This window comes from Enterovibrio calviensis DSM 14347 (assembly GCF_000621165.1).
In the GTDB taxonomy this organism is placed as follows: Bacteria; Pseudomonadota; Gammaproteobacteria; order Enterobacterales; family Vibrionaceae; genus Enterovibrio; species Enterovibrio calviensis.
The window spans coordinates 80,184-102,063 of sequence record NZ_JHZA01000016.1; the positions used below are offsets into that span (position 1 = coordinate 80,184).

General features: G+C 47.3%; 17 protein-coding genes and 1 other annotated feature. Of the genes, 7 read left to right on the forward strand and 10 right to left on the reverse strand.

From position 1 onward, the window contains the following. Positions 1-95: 95 nt before the first annotated feature. A complete protein-coding gene (gene srmB / locus Q365_RS0113675) occupies positions 96-1,367 on the forward strand; it encodes an ATP-dependent RNA helicase SrmB (protein WP_028023870.1) in 1,272 nt (423 codons plus the stop codon). A 239-nt stretch (positions 1,368-1,606) separates the two neighbouring features. Continuing rightward, positions 1,607-3,145 carry an alanine/glycine:cation symporter family protein gene (locus Q365_RS0113680; RefSeq protein ID WP_028023871.1) on the forward strand — a complete coding sequence of 513 codons (1,539 nt, stop codon included), beginning with the start codon at positions 1,607-1,609 and terminating at the stop codon, positions 3,143-3,145. 75 nt (positions 3,146-3,220) lie between these two features. On the opposite strand, the gene yaaA is transcribed toward Q365_RS0113680, so the two are convergent. Both yaaA and Q365_RS0113690 read right to left on the reverse strand, forming a co-directional pair. After that, on the reverse strand, positions 3,221-3,994 hold the full coding sequence (gene yaaA / locus Q365_RS0113685) for a peroxide stress protein YaaA (RefSeq protein WP_028023872.1): 774 nt from the start codon (positions 3,992-3,994) through the stop codon (positions 3,221-3,223). A 138-nt stretch (positions 3,995-4,132) separates the two neighbouring features. Further along, the gene (locus Q365_RS0113690) at positions 4,133-5,581 is read right to left on the reverse strand and encodes an alanine/glycine:cation symporter family protein (RefSeq protein WP_028023873.1); all 1,449 of its coding nucleotides are present in this window, start codon (positions 5,579-5,581) and stop codon (positions 4,133-4,135) included. Positions 5,582-6,208: 627 nt separating this feature from the next. Between Q365_RS0113690 and Q365_RS0113695 the strand changes: the two genes are divergently transcribed. After that, complete coding sequence (locus tag Q365_RS0113695) at positions 6,209-6,391, forward strand: DUF3545 family protein (RefSeq protein ID WP_028023874.1); 183 nt, start codon at positions 6,209-6,211, stop codon at positions 6,389-6,391. 134 nt (positions 6,392-6,525) lie between these two features. Here the strand turns inward: Q365_RS0113695 and Q365_RS0113700 are convergent, their stop codons facing one another. From Q365_RS0113700 to nfo, 3 genes are all read right to left on the reverse strand, one after another. Continuing rightward, positions 6,526-7,050, reverse strand: coding sequence for a hemerythrin domain-containing protein (locus Q365_RS0113700; RefSeq protein WP_028023875.1), 525 nt, complete (start codon positions 7,048-7,050; stop codon positions 6,526-6,528). 223 nt (positions 7,051-7,273) lie between these two features. Beyond that, positions 7,274-7,954 (reverse strand): uracil-DNA glycosylase, encoded by a 681-nt coding sequence (ung, locus tag Q365_RS0113705; RefSeq protein ID WP_028023876.1) that lies wholly within the window; start codon positions 7,952-7,954, stop codon positions 7,274-7,276. A 26-nt stretch (positions 7,955-7,980) separates the two neighbouring features. Continuing rightward, positions 7,981-8,856: a deoxyribonuclease IV gene (gene nfo / locus Q365_RS0113710; protein ID WP_028023877.1), complete on the reverse strand. Its 876-nt coding sequence runs from the start codon at positions 8,854-8,856 to the stop codon at positions 7,981-7,983. Between the two features lie 402 nt (positions 8,857-9,258). On the opposite strand from nfo, the gene grcA reads away from it, so the two are divergent. Beyond that, complete coding sequence (grcA, locus tag Q365_RS0113715; RefSeq protein WP_028023878.1) at positions 9,259-9,636, forward strand: autonomous glycyl radical cofactor GrcA; 378 nt, start codon at positions 9,259-9,261, stop codon at positions 9,634-9,636. A 95-nt stretch (positions 9,637-9,731) separates the two neighbouring features. Here grcA and thrC read toward each other — a convergent pair whose 3' ends face one another. The 3 genes from thrC to thrA are packed head-to-tail and all read right to left on the reverse strand — an operon-like array spanning position 9,732 to position 14,433. Then, positions 9,732-11,015, reverse strand: coding sequence for a threonine synthase (gene thrC / locus Q365_RS0113720; protein WP_028023879.1), 1,284 nt, complete (start codon positions 11,013-11,015; stop codon positions 9,732-9,734). Next, the gene (gene thrB / locus Q365_RS0113725; protein ID WP_028023880.1) at positions 11,012-11,971 is read right to left on the reverse strand and encodes a homoserine kinase; all 960 of its coding nucleotides are present in this window, start codon (positions 11,969-11,971) and stop codon (positions 11,012-11,014) included. The genes thrC and thrB overlap by 4 nt, the downstream gene beginning before the upstream one ends. A 2-nt stretch (positions 11,972-11,973) precedes the next feature. Beyond that, positions 11,974-14,433: a bifunctional aspartate kinase/homoserine dehydrogenase I gene (thrA, locus tag Q365_RS0113730; protein ID WP_028023881.1), complete on the reverse strand. Its 2,460-nt coding sequence runs from the start codon at positions 14,431-14,433 to the stop codon at positions 11,974-11,976. A 49-nt stretch (positions 14,434-14,482) separates the two neighbouring features. After that, positions 14,483-14,601: a sequence feature (Thr leader region), on the reverse strand. 242 nt (positions 14,602-14,843) lie between these two features. Here thrA and aceK point away from each other — a divergent pair. Together aceK and Q365_RS0113740 are read left to right on the forward strand one after the other, a co-directional pair. Next, positions 14,844-16,559, forward strand: coding sequence for a bifunctional isocitrate dehydrogenase kinase/phosphatase (gene aceK / locus Q365_RS0113735; protein ID WP_028023882.1), 1,716 nt, complete (start codon positions 14,844-14,846; stop codon positions 16,557-16,559). Positions 16,560-16,781: 222 nt separating this feature from the next. Then, complete coding sequence (locus Q365_RS0113740; protein WP_028023883.1) at positions 16,782-17,258, forward strand: hypothetical protein; 477 nt, start codon at positions 16,782-16,784, stop codon at positions 17,256-17,258. A 31-nt stretch (positions 17,259-17,289) separates the two neighbouring features. Here the strand turns inward: Q365_RS0113740 and Q365_RS0113745 are convergent, their stop codons facing one another. Then, a complete protein-coding gene (locus Q365_RS0113745; protein WP_028023884.1) occupies positions 17,290-17,784 on the reverse strand; it encodes a putative 4-hydroxy-4-methyl-2-oxoglutarate aldolase in 495 nt (164 codons plus the stop codon). Between the two features lie 735 nt (positions 17,785-18,519). On the opposite strand from Q365_RS0113745, the gene arcA reads away from it, so the two are divergent. After that, positions 18,520-19,239, forward strand: a complete 720-nt coding sequence (arcA, locus tag Q365_RS0113750; RefSeq protein ID WP_028023885.1) for a two-component system response regulator ArcA — start codon at positions 18,520-18,522, stop codon at positions 19,237-19,239. A gap of 257 nt (positions 19,240-19,496) precedes the next feature. Here arcA and arcB read toward each other — a convergent pair whose 3' ends face one another. Then, the gene (arcB, locus tag Q365_RS0113755; protein ID WP_028023886.1) at positions 19,497-21,842 is read right to left on the reverse strand and encodes an aerobic respiration two-component sensor histidine kinase ArcB; all 2,346 of its coding nucleotides are present in this window, start codon (positions 21,840-21,842) and stop codon (positions 19,497-19,499) included. Positions 21,843-21,880: the final 38 nt, after the last annotated feature.

Sequence of the window (21,880 nt, forward strand, 5' to 3'; positions counted from 1 at the left end):
ATTTTATTCCTAAGCGAGTTATTCACACTGAACGATGCATCTTGAAGATGTTTGAGTATATAATCCGCCCCTAACTTTGAGTGGAGAAAAAACGCGTGCGAACTTTTGCAGAACTAGAACTGGATCCTCAACTGCTATTAGCGCTAGATGACATTGGCTTCGAGCGACCAACAGCAATCCAGGCTGACGTGATCCCTCATGGAATGGATGGCCGTGATGTATTGGCTTCAGCGCCTACCGGGACAGGTAAAACAGCTGCATTCGTGCTGCCATTACTACAGCACCTGTTGGACTTCCCGCGCCAAGCTCCTGGTCCTGCTCGCGCATTGATCCTGACACCAACACGTGAGTTGGCGATTCAAGTTGCCGACCAAGCACGTGCATTGGCCAAACATACCGATTTGAAAATTATCACTATCACCGGTGGTATTTCGTATCAAGAACACGCAGAAATTCTGGGTAAAACACAAGACATCGTGGTGGCAACACCAGGTCGCTTGATGGAATACGTGGAAGGCGAGCGCTTTGACTGTCGCGCCATCGAAAGCTTGGTGCTGGATGAAGCAGACCGCATGCTAGACATGGGCTTTGGTCCTGCCGTTGATCGTTTATCTAATGAGTGTCGCTGGCGTAAGCAAAGTATGCTGTTCTCTGCCACGCTCGAAGGCAAAGGCATCACCGGCTTTAAAGAAACACTGCTGACTGACCCAGTCGAAGTGGAAGCTGAGCCACCTCGTCGTGAACGCAAGAAAATCACCCAGTGGTACTACCGCTGTGACGACATGAAGCACAAGTACACTTTGCTACGAGCCATTCTGGCGGACCAAGCAAACCGTGCCATCATCTTCGTCAAAACTCGTGATCGCCTTGCCGCGCTTCGTGAAGAGCTGACACGTCAAAAGATCAATTGTGCATGGATCCAAGGTGAAATGGCGCAAGCCAAACGTACCAATGCCATTGAGCGCTTCTCAAAAGGTGAAGTGAACTTCTTGCTCGCCACTGACGTTGCGGCCCGTGGTATCGACGTGCCTAACATCAGCCACGTGATTAACTTTGATTTACCACGTAAAGCTGACGTGTATTTGCACCGCATTGGTCGTACGGCTCGTGCAGGTAAAAAAGGCAGCGCGATCTCTTTGGTTGAAGCACATGACCAACCAATGATGGACCGTATCTGTCGTTACATGAACGAAGACGTTAAAGAGCGCTATGTTGAGGGCATGAAGCCTTCACATAAGAAGCCTGCATTTAAGAAGAAAAAGGTCAAAGCACCTAAGAAGGTCTTGAAGGCAAAAGCGAAGAAAGTCGCCAAAAAAGCGGCGAAAAAAACCGAAAAGAAAGCCGAAAAGAAAACCACTGAATCTTAAACGTCTGGATTTCATGTCCAAACTGCATATAAAAAGGAGGCGAAAGCCTCCTTTTTTGTATCTCCGCGTTAACTCACAGATAAATAAACCATTCTGCCAAGGAACCACAGGCTAAAGATCGGGCTCACAATCTGCAATATAAATAATACAAAATATTAACAACCAGTATCAGATTGAGATTATCCTGCCAGTTGGTGAGGAATAACCAATCCATTATATTTTTAAAGAGGGATCTTATAATGCAATATGTTGTTGATTTTTTAAACAGCATTATCTGGAGTCCAGTCCTTATTTACCTATGTTTAGGTGCAGGGCTGTTTTACTCCGTCGCGACGCGCTTCGTGCAAGTACGTCAGTTCAAAGAAATGACGCGCTTACTGTTTTCAGGAAAGAGCTCAGACAAAGGCATTTCATCATTTCAAGCGCTGGCCGTTTCTTTGTCCGGACGCGTTGGTACAGGTAACATTGCCGGTGTTGCCGCTGCCATTGGTTTTGGTGGTCCGGGTGCCGTATTCTGGATGTGGGTCGTCGCGTTCCTAGGTGCTGCAACAGCGTACACAGAATCAACATTGGCTCAGATTTATAAAGAAGATGACAACGGCGAGTTCCGTGGTGGTCCCGCTTACTATATTGAAAAAGCCATGGGTCAGAAGTGGTATGCATGGATCTTTGCCATCGCCACCATCTTCGCATGTGGTGTGCTGCTACCAGGGGTTCAATCAAACAGTATCGGCAACGCCATGGAAGCAGCGTTCGGTTCGGGCGACATGATCGAAACGGCTCTTGGCACATTTAGTGTGACCAAAATCGTGACCGGTGCGCTGATCTCTATCTTGCTGGGCTTCATCATTTTTGGCGGCGTAAAGCGCATCGCAAGCTTTACCCAAGTCGTAGTGCCTTTCATGGCGTTGGCTTACATCATCGTCGCGTTCGTTATCATCCTTCTGAACATCACTGAAATCCCAGGTATTATTGCTATGATCGTCGGTGATGCATTCACACCAATGGCAGGTTTCGGTGCCGCAATTGGTTGGGGTGTTAAGCGTGGCGTTTACTCCAATGAAGCCGGTCAAGGCACAGGCCCGCATGCTGCCGCAGCCGCAAACGTGCAGCACCCAGCGCAACAAGGCTTGGTTCAGTCGTTCTCGATTTACATCGATACCCTACTGGTTTGTTCTGCCACCGCATTTATGATTTTAATCACGGGCGCTTACAACGTTCACGGTGCGGGTGAAGCCTTCATCATTCAGAACGTGGCCGCTGAGATCGCAGCCAATGGCCCGGTATTTACGCAAATGGCCATTGAAAGTACGATGCCAGGCTGGGGCAAGCCGTTCATTGCTATTGCCTTGTTCTTCTTCGCCTTCACGACCATTCTGGCGTATTACTACATTGCAGAAACCAACATTGCATATATCCGTCGAACCATGAGCGTACCGGGTATGATGTTTGTGTTGAAACTGGTCCTGATGTCGGCAGTTTTCTATGGCACAGTGAAAACCGCCAACCTTGCGTGGGCAATGGGTGATGTGGGTGTGGGTTTGATGGCTTGGCTCAACATTGTTGGCCTTCTCATCATCTTCTTCCTTGGCAGGCCTGCGCTCAAAGCATTGAAAGACTACGAGCGTCAACAGAAAGAAGGCGTGGAAGAATACACCTTCGATCCCGTGAAGCTCGGTATCAAAAATGCGGACTACTGGGAGCAGCGCTTGGCTCGCAAAATACAAGAAGACAGCGCTAAAGACGTGTCAGGTAAACCTGTATCACCATCCGCTTAGCCCTAAAAATTGACATAAAAAAAGGTTAGCCTTGGCTAACCTTTTTCGTATCTGTTCACACGCAATGGTTACGCATTACTGCTCTTCGCGTTTGAACACCAATTCTTTGTCATTAGATTCTTCAGCACTGAACCAGTAACCCGCCGTATCAAAAGCCTTTAAGGCGTCGATGGAATCAATGCGGTTGTCGATGATATAGCGCGCCATCATGCCTCGCGCTTTTTTGGCAAAGAAACTAATCACTTTGTACTGACCGTTTTTACAGTCTTTAAATACTGGCGTGATGATCTGCCCATCTAGCGTCTTCGGCTTCACCGATTTGAAGTATTCATTGGAGGCGAGGTTCACCAACACCTTATCACCTTGAGCCTGAAGCGCTTGGTTCAGTGTATCGGTGATAATGTCTCCCCAGAACTGGTACAAGTTCGTACCACGCGGGTTCGCAAGGCGTGTACCCATTTCCAAACGATACGGCTGCATCAGATCCAAAGGACGCAGCAAACCATAAAGACCTGACAGCATACGCAAGTGATCTTGCGCCCAGCTAAAGTCGTCATCACTCAAGGTGTCTGCATCTAAGCCCGTGTACACATCGCCTTTAAACGCCAGGACTGCAGGGCGTGCATTGTCTTGGGTGAAGGTTGGCGACCACTCAGAGAAGCGCGCAGCGTTCAGGCCAGCAATTTTATCGCTCACCTTCATTAGGCTGGAGATATCTGCTGGCGTCAGCTTACGACATACCTCAATCAATTGTTGCGAGTGCTCGGTCAACGTCGGCTGGGTAAAGCGTTCCGTCGCCAGCGGAGATTGGTAGTCCAGTGTTTTGGCTGGAGAAACCACAATCAGCATAATGTTTTTCCCTTCAATCTTTTATTAGGGAAAGAGTACCATCCGATAAGCAAAAAGCCACGCTGTACAGCGTGGCTTTTTCCGATATCAGCGATAGATGAAACCGAAGAGATCACATCCTTTCACATCACTTATCTATTAACGGCTCTCTTCCTTCACTGTCGCAGAAGGTTTTCCCCAAATACCAGGTTCAATCTGAGTCAACATATCAGGGTGATGACGGCTATCAAACGCAGGCACTTTGCCGCGAGCGAGTTGTTGATTGTAGTCCTTGGCCAACTTCACCACGGTGCCTGAGAGCAGCAAGATGGCAATCATGTTGACGATGGCCATCAATCCCATCGACGTATCAGCCATGATCCACACCACAGGCAACTCTGCCATCGCACCAAACATCACCATGCCCAGCACGATGCAGCGGAAAATATTCAGACCCGCTTTATGGTTATGTTCCAAGAAGATCAGGTTGGTTTCAGCGTACGAGTAATTGGCAATAATCGAGGTAAATGCAAAGAAGAAAATAGCAACGGCAACAAAGGAACTGCCCCAACTGCCCACTTCGCTCGCTAACGCACGCTGCGTCAATTCAATGCCAGTGATTTCACTGCCCGGCATGTATTCGCCCGACATCAAGATAATCGCCACCGTTGCGGTACAGATGACAATGGTATCGACAAACACACCAAGCATCTGAACATAACCTTGTGATGCTGGATGAGGAGGATATGGCGTCGCACTGGCAGCCGCATTCGGCGCAGAACCCATACCGGCTTCATTAGAGAACAAGCCTCGTTTGATGCCCTGCACCATGCCTTGAGCAATCGTGTAACCCAATGCGCCCGAAGCGGCTTCTTCTAGGCCAAACGCACTGCGGAAAATCAATGCGAACACTTCAGGCACTTTTTCTAGATTGGTGAGCATGATGTAGAACGCCAACACCAGATAAAGCAACGCCATAATCGGCACAATCAATTCAGCAGTGCGCGCTATCTTGCGGATCCCACCGAAGATGACGAACGCAGACATCAACACCAAAGCAAAACCAACGTAAAGGGGGTCGAAACCAAAGGCAACGTATGCAGCTTGTGTAATGGAATTTGCTTGAACTGAGTTAAACACCAGACCAAACGCAATAATGAGCAAGATGGAAAAAACGATACCCATCCATCTCATGTCTAGCCCTTTCTCCATGTAGTAGGCTGGGCCACCACGGAAGTTCCCATCTTCATCACGGGTCTTGTAAAGCTGTGCCAATGTACTTTCAGCAAATGCAGTGGCCATACCCAAAATGGCAATCAACCACATCCAGAAAATCGCGCCAGGGCCACCCAGTGTCAGCGCGACCGCAATGCCCGCCATATTCCCCGTACCGACGCGAGCCGCTAGGCTAGTACACAATGCTTGAAAAGAAGATATCCCTTCGCTATCGGACTTTCGGCTGTTCTTCATTACTTTGAACATATGACCAAAATGACGGATCTGAATGAACCCCAAACGCAAAGTAAAAAAGATCCCACCACCGATCAGAAGATAGATCAGTACCGATCCCCAAATCAGATCGTTCAAAAAGTTAACCAGACCTACCACGCAGACCTCTCTTTACGCATAAACATTCTCGCAGTGATTAAATCTCCGTTTCGGAGCGTGCGATTTGAAACGACCAACTCACTAGAACGTGCTTGCATTGGTCTAAATTGATGAGGAGATCTTGAGTGAGAAAATCACACAAAACTCCAAGAAACGTGTCGTTTTTGTATTGATGTTGCGGATTACAATCGCAAATTGAGGCGAGATGATGAGGGTTGCCTTAACAAAAATCAATATGCATAAAGTTTTATATTCATCAGTTATCCATGATTTCACAAGCCATTGAGCAGCAAATAAATATGCATTCTATCAACATGAGCGAAACATCTGCACACCGCTGTCATCTCGGATTTTCCACTTCGCGCTCCACTGTGACTATTTTATGCGCAGTGCAAGTATATTGCTGTAATTGGGCTTTTCCTATCATCCGACTCGACGCGCACATCATGCTTTACAAGGTTTCCTGATTGTTCAACGAGGGTACGTTTTTCGACCATTACACAGCTAATAGTGATGACCATCTCATAAAAAATTCACTCATGTGTAACAAATGAGAAACACTTCAATTTTATTTTATTGAAGGTTTGATACTTAATTAGCAACCGCTAGGTAAAACGAGGTGAATTTATGGATAGCTTTGCCTTTGACAACATCTTTGAACAAGAGCGCCCACAACGCGGTGGACGAACCAAACAAGCAAAACGTAAATGGAGAGAGATTGAAGCGCTGAAAGATCGTCAGCGTCTGCGTAAAGAGCTTCAAGATATCGATATGCTAAGCGACTTTAACAGCAGTGAGTTTGAACTGTAATTGAAGATCGCCCATTTGGTTTAACCCTCCCACGCACTAAATTGTGCGCTAGACGGATGATTAAAAGGCACCCCACACGGTGCCTTTTTTGTTTTCTCACCACAGTCCAAATAACGTGCATCTAGCGATCTTACTTACATCGCCGATGCTAACGCTTTAAAGCGCACAGCAACCTGTTCACCAAACAAGGGGTCTTCCTCTTCTTCCCATTGCGATTGCAGGTAACGCCAATCCTCAGCGGTCAGCGTTTTCTCAATCGCGGGTAATACTGACCTTTCTTCTAGTTCGAGGTGGCGTCTCTGCTGTTCAACAAATTCGGTCAGTTTGTCCGCAAAGACATCTAGCGGGATAACGGCATCCATGAGGATCATCTCAACCGAGGCCGAAAATTCGGCGGTCAGAGCGGCTAAGGCTTCATGCTCTGCATCTAACTTAGCCACGCCTTCTGTATCTGCGTAGTTGGCGAGGTAATAGTGATAAATGAGGTCTTCTTTGGGGTGGTGGCATCGTTCCGCATGATCTTGTAGATACAACAAGGTATCTCGGATAAGGCCATAGTTGACGGTCTGCTCGTCCCTAATGGCTGCCAACTTGTCGGTCAGCAACCTTAACAGGCGGGTGATGTTACGGTGATCTCTATGAATGCTGGCAACTAACACAGTGACTCCCTTCTTTCATTCACGGTTGAAATTCAGTCTAACCAACCCTCGCGAACAAAAATTGAGCACAATCATGATTTGTTTGAATAATACGTATACCCAAGCAACATGAAGATGCAGGATTCAGGTTACTTGGGTATAAGCAAAGCACGATGAAAAAAGCCCGCGATCCGGTTCACGAATGCGGGCTCTTTTGCAGCTATCAGCTATCAGCTATCAGCTATCAGCTATCAAGAGAAGGTTGCCAATCAATCGGCGGTTGTCCCATCTCTTGTAGCAAGATATTGGTGGTCGAGAAGTGCTTACAGCCTAAAAACCCGCGATGCGCAGACAGCGGAGAAGGATGCGGAGCTTCAAGTACATGATGACGAGAACGATCTATGGCTCGGCCTTTCTTGCGCGCATGTGCTCCCCACAAAAGAAACACAACCCCCTCACCGTGTTGGTTAACAGCACTAATAATGCGATCAGTAAACGTTTCCCAGCCCAAATGTGAATGAGAGTGTGCATTGCCCTGCTCAACCGTCAGCACAGTATTCAGAAGCAGCACGCCTTGATCCGCCCAGCTTTTCAAATAGCCGTGATCTGGCACGCTGAAGCCTTCAATATCTTGAGCCAGCTCTTTATACATATTCACTAACGATGGCGGCGTCTTGATGCCCGGCAGCACCGAAAAACACAAGCCATGAGCTTGATTAGGACCGTGGTAGGGGTCTTGCCCTAAAATTACCACACGGACATCAGACAGCTCAGTAAACGTAAAGGCATTGAACACGTCTTCTTCGGGAGGGTAAACCACCTTTCCCAGCGCACGCGCTTCTGCCACGGCCTGCAATGTTTGTTTAAGGTAATCTTGTTCTTGTTCCTGACCGATCACGTCATCCCAAGTTACTGGCTGTGTCATGGTGTCCTCGCTATTTGTAAATGAACCTAGGCTAACTTCGCGCTGATAGGCGCGCTGGCAGCAGCCTCAAACTGGCGCAGAAGACGGATCTCATCAGCCCATCGTTCAGGTTTGATGGTTTCTAATATAAGGGGAATACCATCGAATCGAGCGTCTTGCATGATAACTTCAAAGCAAGGTAGACCAATTTCGCCCTCACCCAGCGCCTGATGACGATCCACGCGTCCACCAAGCGGCGTTTTTGAGTCATTTAAGTGCATCGCCCGTAAATAGTTAAAACCGACAATGCGCTCAAACTCTGCGAATGATTGTTCTGCTGCCGTGTGAGTACGTAAATCGTAGCCCGCAGCAAAGGCATGGCAGGTATCAATACAGACACCCACACGCGCTTTATCTTCAACCTGTTCGATAATTGACGCTAACTGCTCAAACGACCAACCCATGTTCGTTCCCTGCCCTGCGGTGTTCTCTATGACAGCAACCACGTTAGGCACGGCTTGGTGAGCTAGGTTAATCGACTCCGCAATCAACGACAAACATGCAGCTTCACTGATCTTTTTCAGATGGCTGCCAGGGTGGAAGTTAAGCAATGGTAAGCCCAACGTCTGACAACGTTCCATTTCGTCGATGAAAGCCGCTCTGGACTTCTCCAACTTATCTGCTTCTGGTGCACCTAAATTGATCAAGTAAGAGTCGTGCGGCAATACGGATTCGGGTAAGAAACCATGTTTTTGGCAATTGACTTTAAATGCCGTAACGTTTTTTGCTTCTAGCGGTTTCGCCTGCCACTGTCGTTGATTCTTAGTAAAGAGCGCAAACGCATTGGCACCGATCGCTGCTGCGTTAACAGGCGCGTTTTCAACACCGCCAGACGCAGAAACATGTGCTCCGATGTACTTCATATTTTCTCCATTCGCGAAAACCGTAACCGACAACATTTTAAGTTACTTCGAACAAGAATGTCCTCGACTGTTTTTCATGCCTGAAACGTCAACTATGTCGGTCATGGCAGTGCTTTAGACTTTATTCAGTCTTTATGTACTGCATAGCAAGCCGTGAAAAGTGTAGTAATTAAATTACAAATGTAATTTTGTGATAAATTGCCACATGTTAATTAAATGTTTAAATACATATAGTTGAGATTTTATTGATTCAGGACAAGAAATCAAAGTGTCTATTTGTGCATATTTTGATTGTATTTTGACTAAAATCAAAATAACCTTACAGATAGTAAGGTATACAAGTACCCAGCTCATCAAATGATGGAATATTAAAACCACCAAAGCCTATCAAGGGGAAAGAATATGATCACTGGTATTCAAATCACGAAAGCCGCTAACGACAACCTGCTGAATTCTATCTGGCTGCTAGACAGCGAAACTAACGAAGCACGTTGCGTTGCTGCAAAAGCAGGCTTTGACGCAGACCAAGTTATCCCAGCAGCAGATCTGGGTGAGTACGAAAGCCGCGATATCGCGATTGAAGTACCAGCGAAAATTGAAGGTGGTCAGCACCTAAACGTGAACGTACTAAAACGTGAAACGTTGGAAGATGCAGCAGCACACCCAGAGAAGTACCCACAGCTAACGATCCGCGTATCTGGTTACGCAGTGCGTTTCAACTCACTGACTGTTGAACAACAGCGTGACGTTATCGCTCGTACTTTCACTAGCTCTCTGTAATAGACTCTTCTATACAAACCGCTAGAATGAAAAAAACCGACCCAAGGGTCGGTTTTTTTTGTTGGTGCGTTTCCAGTTTTTATAGGGGGCGGCGCTTAACCTGCCACATCCATTAGGTACGCACGGATCTGAGCAAAATCTGCATCGCGTTCAACCGACAACATTTCCATGACAGCATGTTTCGCCAATGGTGCTGGTAACGGAATATCTTGCGACAAAATCTCATCAACAGACTCTTTGAACTTCGCTGGGTGCGCAGTACAAAGGAACAAGCCGTGTTCGCCGTCTTGCAGTTGCTCCTCCAACAAACGGTAAGCAATTGCGCCGTGCGGCTCACACAAGTAGCCCCCATCAAACATGGCTTTTAACGTTTCAGCGGTTTCTTCATCAGTCACAGCGCCAGATGCCAACTCGTTCAAGCCCCACCCCTTACGTTGGCAAAGCTCTTCGATACGCGGCCAGTTGTTTGGCTGACTCACGTCCATGGCATTCGACAATGTCGGAATAGTCGGTGTTGGTGTCCACTCACCTGTTTTCAGATAGCGAGGCACAGTGTCATTCACGTTGGTCGCGGCGATAAAACGCTTAATTGGCAAGCCAATCGCTTTAGCCAGCAGACCTGCCGTTAAGTTACCGAAGTTGCCGCTTGGCACAGAAATAACAAGATTTTCGCGCTGCGCTGGTGTCAGCTGAGACGCCGCTTCGAAGTAATAACAAATCTGCGCCATCAAACGGCTAATGTTGATTGAGTTAGCCGAGTTAAGGCCAATGGCTTGGCGAAGCTCTGCATCATCAAAGGCTTGTTTAACCATGGTTTGGCAATCATCAAAAGTGCCATTCACTGCAACAGTGTGAATGTTGCCACCCAAGGTACAAAAAAGCTTTTCCTGTAGTGGGCTGATTTTGCCTTTCGGGTAAAGGATAACAACGTTGATGTTTTCCATGCCGTAAAACGCATGAGCAACCGCTGCACCAGTATCACCCGATGTCGCAGTCAAAATGGTCACTTTACCGCCGTCAGACACAGCAGCCAGCGATTGCGCCATAAAGCGACCGCCAAAGTCTTTGAACGCCAGTGTTGGACCGTGGAACAGCTCCAATGCACTCACGTCGTCAGTGACTTTTTCAACTTTCGCTGGGAATTGGAATGCATTTTCGACCATAGAACGAACGGTTTCTTGCGGCAGTTCGTCACCGATAAATGCAGATAGAATGTCGGTGCTGCGAGAAACAAAATCTTTCTCTAGCAAAGCATCAACATCATCAAAAGCGGGTAATTCACTTGGGAAGAACAAACCTTGGTTACGACCAAGTCCTTGTTTTACTGCTTGACCAAACGAGACCTGCTCGTCGTTTTCCTTGATATTATAAAGCTTCATAGTTCACTTCCTGTCACTGTCGAACCGGTCACATCCAATCGACAGACGTGGACAAATCCTTCTTCATTTTGAACGTAGTTATCCTGTAGCCACTTCGCGACGCGCTCAGCAATCTCTTTATCATCTGTGATGCTGAACAACGTTGGGCCTGAGCCTGAAATGCCAGTCGCAAGCGCACCAGCATCGGTGGCATAGCGTCGGGCGTCCGCAAAACCTGGCAATAGCTTCTCTCGATACGGTTCTGCAACCACATCTTTGATCATGCTGGCAGCCAATTGCGGCTGACCAGAGTAACAGCCATGAATAAAGCCTGCCAGATGGCGGCCATGATTAATCACGTCCTGACGACGATATTGCGCGGGCAAAATCGCACGTGCTTCAGCTGTTGGGACTTTGATACCTGGGTACGCCATGACCCAGTACCACTCATCAAAGCAAGGGACTTGCTGACTGATGATGCCCATTTGCTCCACCATCAACTGCAAACCACCAAGGTAACAAGGCGCCACGTTATCGTAATGCAAGCTACCAGAAATCGCCGCTTCCATTTCACCCATCAGGGCTAGCAGCGTGGTTTCATCAAGGGCGTTATCATGAAAGCGATTCAATGCATCTAAAGCAGCAACAATAGAACACGCACTCGAACCTAAACCAGAACCAATCGGCATGTTCTTTTCTAGTGTCATGGCGATATTGCGCACAGGTTCGCCACGTTTTTCCATTTCACGGCAAAACACGATATAGCTTTGGTAGACGATATTTTCTTCTTGAACGTCTGGCAGCTTATCAACAAAGCTACCGACGCAGTTGAGGCTAAATGGCACATCGCCACCGTCAGCCACTTGCACGCGATCCCCCAGCAGTGTTCCATCAATCGGAGACACTGCTGCGCCCAAAACATCAAAGCCGACACTTACGTTACCGATTGACGCCGGCGCATAAACAACAACACTCATCATTACACCCCTAATTTCCAGCCAAGTGTACGCATCAAATCCGCGAACACACCGGCAGCGGTAACTTGAGTTCCCGCTCCATAGCCACGTAAGACAAGAGGAATTGGCTGATAGTAGCGGCTGTAGAATGCTAAGGCGTTCTCACCTTCTTTGATTTTGAACATCGGGTCATCAGCGTCTACGGCTTGTATTTTTACCGAGCATTGACCGTTGTCGATGCTACCGATGTAGCGCAGTACTTTTCCTTCCTCGCGCGCTTCTGACGCGATCTTATTGAAGTAAACGTCGGCTTCTGGCAGTTTCGCCATGAAGGCATCAACATCACCAGACTGATCAAAGCCCGGCGGCAGTGCAGGCTCTACGTCAACGTCTTCCAGTTCAAGGTTCATTCCCGCTTCACGAGCAAGAATCAATAGTTTACGAGCAACGTCCATACCGGATAGGTCATCACGAGGATCAGGTTCGGTGAAGCCACTTTCGCGCGCAACGGTTGTCGCTTCGCTAAAGCTTTGACCTTCGTCCAACTTACCGAAGATGTGAGACAGTGAGCCCGATAGGATGCCAGTGAACTTCTCAAGTTCATCACCCGCAGAGATCAAATTCTGCAAGTTCTCGATGACAGGCAAACCTGCACCTACCGTGGTGTCGTACATGAATTTACGACGTGTTCCACGCGCAGCGGTGCGAAGTTGCTGGTAGTAGGCCATGCTTGCTGTGTTGGCTTTCTTGTTCGGTGTGATCACATGGAAGCCAGCAGATAAGAAATCGGCATACTGATCAGCGATCAATTGATCCGACGTACAATCGATAAAGACAGGGTTGATGATGTGATTTTGCTCAACCAGCTTCACCATGCGTGGCAGGCTAAAGCCTTCTTCCGCTGTCGCCAGTGCATCACGCCAGTTGTTAAGATCGATGCCTTTGCTATCGAGCTTCATTTGACGGCTGTTCGCAAGACCACAAACACGAATAACAATGCCCTGTCCTGCCAGTTTGGTTTGCTGGCGCTTGACCTGCTCAACCAACTCGCCGCCTACACCACCCACACCGACAATAAACACATCAAGGTAGTGATTACTGTTGAAGAGGTTTTCGTGACAGGCTTTCACCGCTTCCGAGACGCGGTTATCAGGGATCACTGCAGAGATTGAACGCTCAGAAGACCCCTGTGCAATCGCAACGATATTGACGTTCATTTCAGCCAATGACGTAAAGAACTGAGACGCCACACCTTTCGCCGTGCGCATTGCATCACCAACCAGTGACACAATCGACACGTTGTCGACGAAATCAACAGGCTCTAGCAAGCCGTCTTTAAGCTCAAGCTCAAAGCTGTCGTGCAACGCACGCTCGGCCAATGCTTTATCGTCAGCTTCAATACAGAAGCTAATGCTGTATTCAGAAGAAGACTGGGTGATCAATACCACAGATACGCCAGCGGTAGACATTGCGCCGAATACACGGGCAGCCATACCCACCATGCCTTTCATGCCTGGCCCAGACACGTTCACCATGCTGAGGTTGCTAAGCGTGGTGATGCCTTTGATTGCCAGCTTGTCTTCACCATTATCAATACCGATCAAAGTGCCTGCCCCTTGAGGGTTTGCGGTGTTTTTGATCAAGCATGGAATGTGGAAGCGTGCGATAGGAAGAATGGTTTTCGGGTGGAGGACTTTGGCACCAAAGTAAGACAATTCCATTGCTTCTTGGTAGCTAAGCGATTTAAGCAATTTCGCGTCTGGCACTAAGCGTGGGTCACAGCTATAAACGCCATCAACGTCCGTCCAGATCTCACAACACTCAGCGCGCGCACAGGCCGCAAGAACAGCTGCAGAGTAATCAGAACCATTTCGGCCCAATGTTACTAGCTCACCTTTTTCGTTAGACGCGGTAAATCCGGGCATCAAACCAATATGCTTGGCCGGAATTGGCTCTCGCTTGAAGTTGTCTGAAGACACTTCAATATCAACCATTGCTTCTAGGTAATCGCCTTTGGCTTGCAGATAGTGCACAGGGTCAATCACGAAAGTGTTGTGGCCGCGAGCTTGCAGTAAGGCTGACATTGTCGCTATGGAGAGGCGCTCACCTTTACTGATGATGCGTGCATAGATGTTGTCCGGACACAGCCCCAAAAGCGCGATACCGTGGATGTATTGCTTGAGCTGATTCATTGAACGTTCTAGTTCAACGTATAAACCGGCTTTGTCGAAGTCTGCTTCCATCTCAGCAAGACCATCAAACAGTGCAGAGAAAATGGACTCAATAAGTGCAACTTGCTTGTCCGCTTCACCATGTTTAACGGTGTTATCAATGACATCTACCAATGCATTGGTGATTTTTGCGGGAGCGGACAGTACCGCTGACACGTCACTTTGACAGGTATTGCTTGTGATGATCTCTGCTGCGCGGCTAAATCGTTCCGCATTGGCTAGCGATGTGCCACCAAACTTTAAAACTCGCATCCTTACCTCCAACTCCTTCCTGAATCCGAAGATTCAATAACAAATAAGCGAAAAAAAAGCCCGCACATCTTTTTAGTGCGGGCTTCTTTTAAAAATTCTGTGCATGTCAGCCCGCACCTTCACCTGTGGTGATGGTAATAATGGTAATCATGTTTGTGGTGCCGACTGTATGAAGCATCGCTTCGGACCTTCCTTGCTGCTTTTTTATAACCTTTACTCAAGGGAGGGTATCAGGTCAACAAAAATTTAAGTTATCTGTCAAAAAAACGCATCAATTCGCAAGATTAAATTAACATTATTAAAAGATGAGAGAGCGCAGCATTCCGCCCCTTGACGCTTGCGATTGTTCATTGAGCACGACATAGTGAATTGAATTGAACAGAAAACCACCAATGGCAAAGGAGGGAACCATGGCAGTTGAAATGGAGGAACTGGTTGCACAAACCATATTACAAGGCTCTGACGCCATGTATGGGCGCTTTTTAGACGTCACCGCTGGCGCACAAGAAAGGTTTGAACAGCGAGACTGGAAAAGCGTGCAAAGCGCACTAAAAACCCGCATTAATTTTTACGACCATCACGTCGCACTGGTGAGTCAGCAACTAAAAACCATGCTGGATAAACAACATGCCACCCGCTCGTTCTTGATGGCCGTTAAAGAGTCGTACAGCCACCTTCTGGACGATTACCCTCGCTACGATATTGCAGAGAGCTTTTTCAACTCCGTGTACTGTCGAATGTTCGATCATCGAAATATTCGCCGCGACAAACTGTTCGTCAACAGTTCACAAGGTGGTCGAATACCCAAGTACCCGACACCACTGCTAAAACGTTACCCTTCACAACAAAGCCTTATTCAAACCGTTGAGCGCATCCTTGATGACACCCCTTTTACGCTCCCTTGGGTGAATAAGGCGCGAGATGTTCATCGTATTGTTGAGTCCCTGCAACATGGACTAGGGCCTCAGCTAACCAACGAAATTACGATAGACATGGTGCGCGAACCATTTTTCCGAAATAAAGCGGCATACTTGATCGGTCGTATTGATATGGCTAATCAAACCCGTCCTTTAGTGCTTCCGCTTTTGGTCAATTCTCATGGTGAACTGTATGTCGATGCCTGCATTACAGACTCCGATGAGGTGAGTGTGATCTTCGGTTTCGCCCGTTCGTATTTTATGGTGTACGCCCCCGCGCCCGCAGCACTTGTGGATTTTCTCAATCAACTCATGCCACACAAAACGCCGGCGCAGCTCTATACCGCTATCGGTTGTCAGAAACACGGCAAAACCGAGCTTTATCGTGAGTTCTTGCAACACATGGACAATTCCGATGATCAGTTCGTTGTCGCGCCCGGTATCAAAGGCATGGTGATGTCCGTGTTCACACTGCCCTCTTATGGCTTTGTGTTCAAAATCATCAAAGACAAGTTCGCCCCTCAAAAAGACGTGACCCATGCAGTGGTCAAAGAAAAATACCAACTGGTTAAAGAACACGATCGCGTCGGCCGAATGGCTGACACACTGGATTACCGCCACTTTATATTCCCAAGACATCGATTCAGTGATGCTTTGATTGAAGAGCTTTTAGAGGTTGCACCATCGAACATCAAACTGACCAATAAAGAGGTGCACATTCGTCATCTGTACATGGAACGACGAATGATCCCACTCAATATTTATCTGGAACAAGCTGATGACGATGAATTGCGTGAAGCAGTGCAAGAGTATGGTGATGCGATAAAACAACTCGCTGCGGCCAACATTTTCGCCGGAGATATGCTGTTCAAAAACTTCGGGGTGTCACGCCACAGCCGCGTCATTTTCTATGATTATGATGAGATTTCTTACCTCACCGAGGTGAATTTCCGCTACATTCCAGCACCTCGCTTTCCGGAAGACGAAATGGCGGCAGAACCTTGGTACAGCGTGGGCGAGTACGATGTTTTCCCTGAGGAATTTCGTACCTTCTTGTTAATTAATCCTAAGATCCGCGCCTTGTTCGACGAACTGCACTCGGATCTGTTCGATGCTGGCTATTGGCAGAGCCTACAAAACAACATTCAACAGGGTCAGTTCAACGATGTGTTCCCATACAGTGAGGTCTCTCGTTTCTCCAATCTCTAAAAATGAGAACCCAAACAAGCACTGACAGAAAAATGCCGCAATATCGGGCGCGAAAATTGCTTTATTTTTAACCACCTCGTCATGGCGGCAACCCGTTGCCATAGCGATGACAGAGGTGAGTTAGAAGTGGCGCAAATTTTATGACAGTCCAGTAACAAATGTGAGACATATGGGCTAGACTAAATTTCGCAATCAAATAAAAACGAATCAGGGAGGGTATCAATGAAACACATCTTGCTTGCCATCACCCTGCAATCAGTGGCTTTTTTTACATTCGCGCAGGGTTCGTTACCGCTGTATGAATACATAGAAGACAATAACCAAACACCATGGTTTTCGCACTCCGTGTCAACGGGTGGCCAGCATTTTGACAGTTGGACCATGAGCTCTGGTTATCATTATCCCGTCATGAAAAATATCAACGTGTACTTGGCGACGGAAATGACCACAGAGTCAAATTACAACGCCAGTGCCAAAGGTGTTCTCAGCGGGCTAGAGTTCAACTTTAGTGATGCTCTCAGCTTTGGTAGTAACGTCCAAGCCGAACGAATCAACGAAGAAACGGTGGGTAGCGTAGGGATGAGCAGCCAGTTTAGGCTCACTGATAAATTAAACCTTGAAGCCAAATTTGATTACAGCTTGAATCAGGAACCTTCAGCAACCGCTAACTATCAACTGGGTGTCGGATACCGCTTCTAATCGCAAAATCCAACACCTTGTTCATTGCTGACTACTCATGCTCACCAAATTCAATGGGGTGTTGACTCACCATCACCCCGTTCAAATCTGCGAACACATAGTCTCCTGGAGAAATAAGGACATCATGGATGCGCAGAGGAACATTCTCGTCACCAGCTCCTCGCTTCTCGGTTTTTATCGGGCACACACCCAAAGCCTTCACACCTAACGACATCTTGCTCAATGCACCCGCATCACGCACAGCCCCAAACACGACAACCCCTTCCCAACCATTTTTAACAGCCAGCTCGGCAAGTTGATCGCCCAATAGTGCTTTGTTCAAATTTCCGTGACCATCAACCACCAGCACGCACCCGTGTCCGGGCTTGCCCAATATATCTCTCACCTTGGTATTGTCTTCAAAGCACCTCAAGGTTTCTACACGCCCTGAAAATGCGGCATTTCCGCCAAAGTTTTGCCATTGAATTGGGATCCAGTGAACATCGTCTCCGTGCGCATCGCTAATGTCGGGCAATAAATCGTCCATGTCATTTTCCTCTTGTTTCGTCGATTACCCCATAAAAGTAGCAACGGTGCCATGTTGTGCCCAGTTCCCCCTTTCAAAATGAGAACCTCTTACGCGATGGCACACAAAAAAGGGAGATACAACCCACGAAAACCGTGGGAAAATAAAAATTAAAATGTTTTAAATCAATTAGTAATAGACAAAATTATTCTCTTTTCCATTATTCGAGAAAACACTCAAACCTTGCACACTTAACCGACAAAAGCCAATTACTCTCTCAGTGAAACTGTTGACCGTTTCAACGCAAAATGGTGTGATACCACCATGTTGTTACACAATTTTCACAGCTGTTGTAATATTACGAAATAGATTAAACTTACTGGTAAACTCTAGAGCGCTTTTTGACACAATATTCCATCATTTGTGACCACAGCGGCTGAGATTGACGTATATCAATAAAGATTAAAAAAAGTTGCGTTGATTTATTACTAAATATTGTTAGCACGCTGTTAAATGAATACAATCAGCCCTATCCAATGGATTTGCTAGTCAGATTGAATTGACTGGTAGCATGCAGTGCGATTAACCGTATCTGCAATCACCTTCTCTAAGGATGGCGTTTGTATCAGGAAAGTATGCTTGTTAAGCAACTTGAACACGTTTGATATACTTGTCCTGTTTGTAAATTTTCTTCATAGAGTCTGAGTACTCTGTGATTGTTAATACCAGATTCCTTAAAGAAATTAGGTAACGCCAATGCAAACCCCTCATATTCTGATTGTTGAAGACGAACACGTAACCCGTAATACGCTAAAAAGCATCTTTGAAGCAGAAGGTTACACAGTACTAGAAGCCAATGATGGCGAAGAAATGCATCAAGTTCTGTCTCACAGTCAGGTTCACTTGGTCATTATGGATATCAATCTGCCAGGCAAAAATGGTCTACTTCTTGCGCGTGAATTGCGTGAGCAAGGCGACATGGCGCTGATGTTCCTGACAGGCCGCGACAACGAAGTCGATAAAATTTTGGGTCTAGAGATCGGTGCGGATGATTACATCACCAAGCCATTTAACCCACGTGAACTGACTATCCGTGCACGTAACTTGCTAACTCGCGCAATGAGCCAAGGCGCTCTGCCAGAAGACAAGCGTTCAGTAGAAAGCTATGTATTCAATGGTTGGACACTTGATATCAACAGCCGTTCACTGGTTAGCCCAGACCAAGAGCAGTTTAAACTGCCTCGTTCTGAGTTCCGTGCCCTGCTGCATTTCTGTGAAAACCCAGGCAAAATTCAAACACGTGCTGATCTTCTTAAGAAGATGACTGGCCGTGAGCTTAAGCCGCATGACCGTACGGTTGACGTGACTATCCGTCGTATCCGTAAGCACTTTGAGTCATTTGGTGATACGCCAGAAATCATCGCTACGATTCACGGCGAAGGTTACCGTTTCTGCGGCGAGCTAGAAGATATCTAATCTTCGCTGACGCAACCGACTAATACTGAAAAGGCCTGCATTGCAGGCCTTTTTGTTGTCTGTGATTAAACGCATTGAGATTAGCGAATCAAGCTAAAAGAAAAGGGACAAAAGCGTCAGCTTTCATCCCTTCTTCATAGCTTTATAGCTTTATAGCTTTATAGCTTTATAGCTTTATAGCTTTATAGCTTTATAGCTTTATAGCTTTGTAGCTTTATAGCTTTGTAGCTTTGTAGCTTTATAGCGAAACTACAGGACTACTTGCTGTACTCGTCCAGCCACTCCTTCAATACACTCAAATCGTGCTTGTAGCCTTCTTTGATTTCATCCACCCAGTCATCAATGTTTTCCCACCATGCAGGTAGTTCGGGCGATTGCGCTTTCTGGGCGATCTTCTGAATGTGTTTCAGACCAATTGAGCCAGCCGCACCTTTTATCTTATGTGCCTCACTGGCAATGCCATCTTGGTCTTTTGCCATCATGTTACTGTCTAGTATTTTCAAGTAATCAGGCATCACCTCTTCAAACATGGCGATACTTTGATACACAGGCTCTGCGCCCACGATATCCACGTAAGAGGTCAACATATCGAGGTCAAGCAAGGTCTCAAACATGTCTGTCGCTGGCTGATGGAGACGAGGCTCAACCACCACATCGTTATCAACCTCGCTTTGCAGCGCTAAGCGCTCAATCACATCAGTAACAGCAGCAACGCTGATAGGCTTGCTAATCGCATCGTCCATGCCTTTGCGGATGTATTCCGTTTTGTCTTTGATGACATTGGCCGTCAAAGCCACTAACGGCGGCAGCGATTTACCACTCACCCTCAACACCTTTGCAATATCGAAACCTGTCATGTCTGGCAGTTGAATGTCCAACAGCAACAAATCGAATGACGCAGTAGGGAAAGTGTCTAATGCTTCTTGTCCGCTACGAGCCACTGTCACCGTGTGGCCCAAGCTCTCGAGCAAATTCAAGGCCACGGTGATGTTCAGTTCAATGTCTTCAACCAGCAAAATATGAAGCGGGCTTTGCTCTACACTCACCACTTCAGTATTCACCGCAGATTCGCAAATCGGCACAGCCAACGACACCGTAAACGTACTGCCTTCTCCCTCTTCGGTATCAACCGTGATATCACCGCCCATCAAACGGGCTAGCTTACGCGATACCGCGAGACCAATACCTGTGCCTACCGCGTGCAGATTGTCTTCGCCTTGTCGCACTTGATAATACATGGCGAAGATTTTAGAGACTTCCTCTTGAGGAATACCAATCCCACTATCTTCTATATCAAATTGCAGGAAGGCCATGTCATCTTCCACGTCACAGCTTACGGTGACATTCACGGCACCTTGCTTGGTGAATTTCACGGCATTACCGACCAAATTCCATAGAATTTGACGGAGGCGAGTGGCATCCACTTTGACCGACGCTGGCAGCGAGGTCAGCCTATCAAGGCTAAAACGTAGTCCTTTTTGTTCAGCCATCAGCGCACTGATGTTATCGATCTCAGAGACAAAATCGGGTAAATCAACCGGCTCCGGCATCAATGCCAAACGACTGCGATCCGATTTATCCAAGTCGATAATGTCGTTAAAGATATTGCCTAAGGTGATCGCGCTTACGTGAATGGTTCGCAGGTAACCCAATTGTTCGTCAGAGAGCTTGGTGTCTAACAACATTCGACTTAGGCCAACGATGCCGTTCAACGGAGTACGCAGCTCATGGCTGATGGTGGAGATAAATGCAGTCTTGTCCTGACTGGCTTTCTCTAGGGCATCTTGATAACGCTTACGCTCGGTAATTTCTCGGCCAAAACCGACGAGACCAAGGCGGCGTCCATCACGTGCGTAAAACGGGAGTTTACGCAACTCAAAGTAGGCTTTGCGGCCATCCTTGTACTCAAGCCATTGCTCATAAGTCAGTGAAACGCGGTTATCAAACACTTGCTGATCGGTTTCAACGACCTTACTGGCAACATCTTCGCTGTAAACATCCCAAGGAGTTAGTCCCACCAAATCCGTTTCTTTCTTACCTGTCAGTTCTTCCATGGCTTTGTTGCAGCCGGAGAACTGACCTTTTTCATTGCGGTAATAAATCAAGTCAGGAGAGGCATCAATGAAGGATCGAAGAAGTGCGGATTGTTCTGCCAGTTCAACCTGCGCTTTTTCGCGCTGGTACACTTCGTTTTCAAGATCGAGCATCGCTTCTTCACGCGCTTCTTCAGCACGTTTTCGCTCTTCAATTTCGAGGTTTAGCTGGGTGATGTTATCCGTTAGTTGGCGATTGAGTTCCATGTCGCGAGCGCGCATTTCTTCAAGCTTGGCCACCAGCTTGGTGAGACGTTGGCGAGACTCTTCTAACTGGTCAACAACAACGGAGAGAAAGTACACCGCCCAAGGGGTAATGAGTAGGCCAAAGAACACAGAGCGAACTATATCGCTGTCATGAACGGTGCCGCTAAGAAATAAGGTGATACCCACTTGCACCACGACAGCCAGTGCCACCAATGCGAGTGCCAACAACATGCTGAAGCGAACAATGCCGAGTTTGACAAGTAAATCGACATAATATTGCGCTAAGAGCTTTATCTGCTTCATTGAACTTCCTGATCAACGTGAATTGCAGCCATGATAGC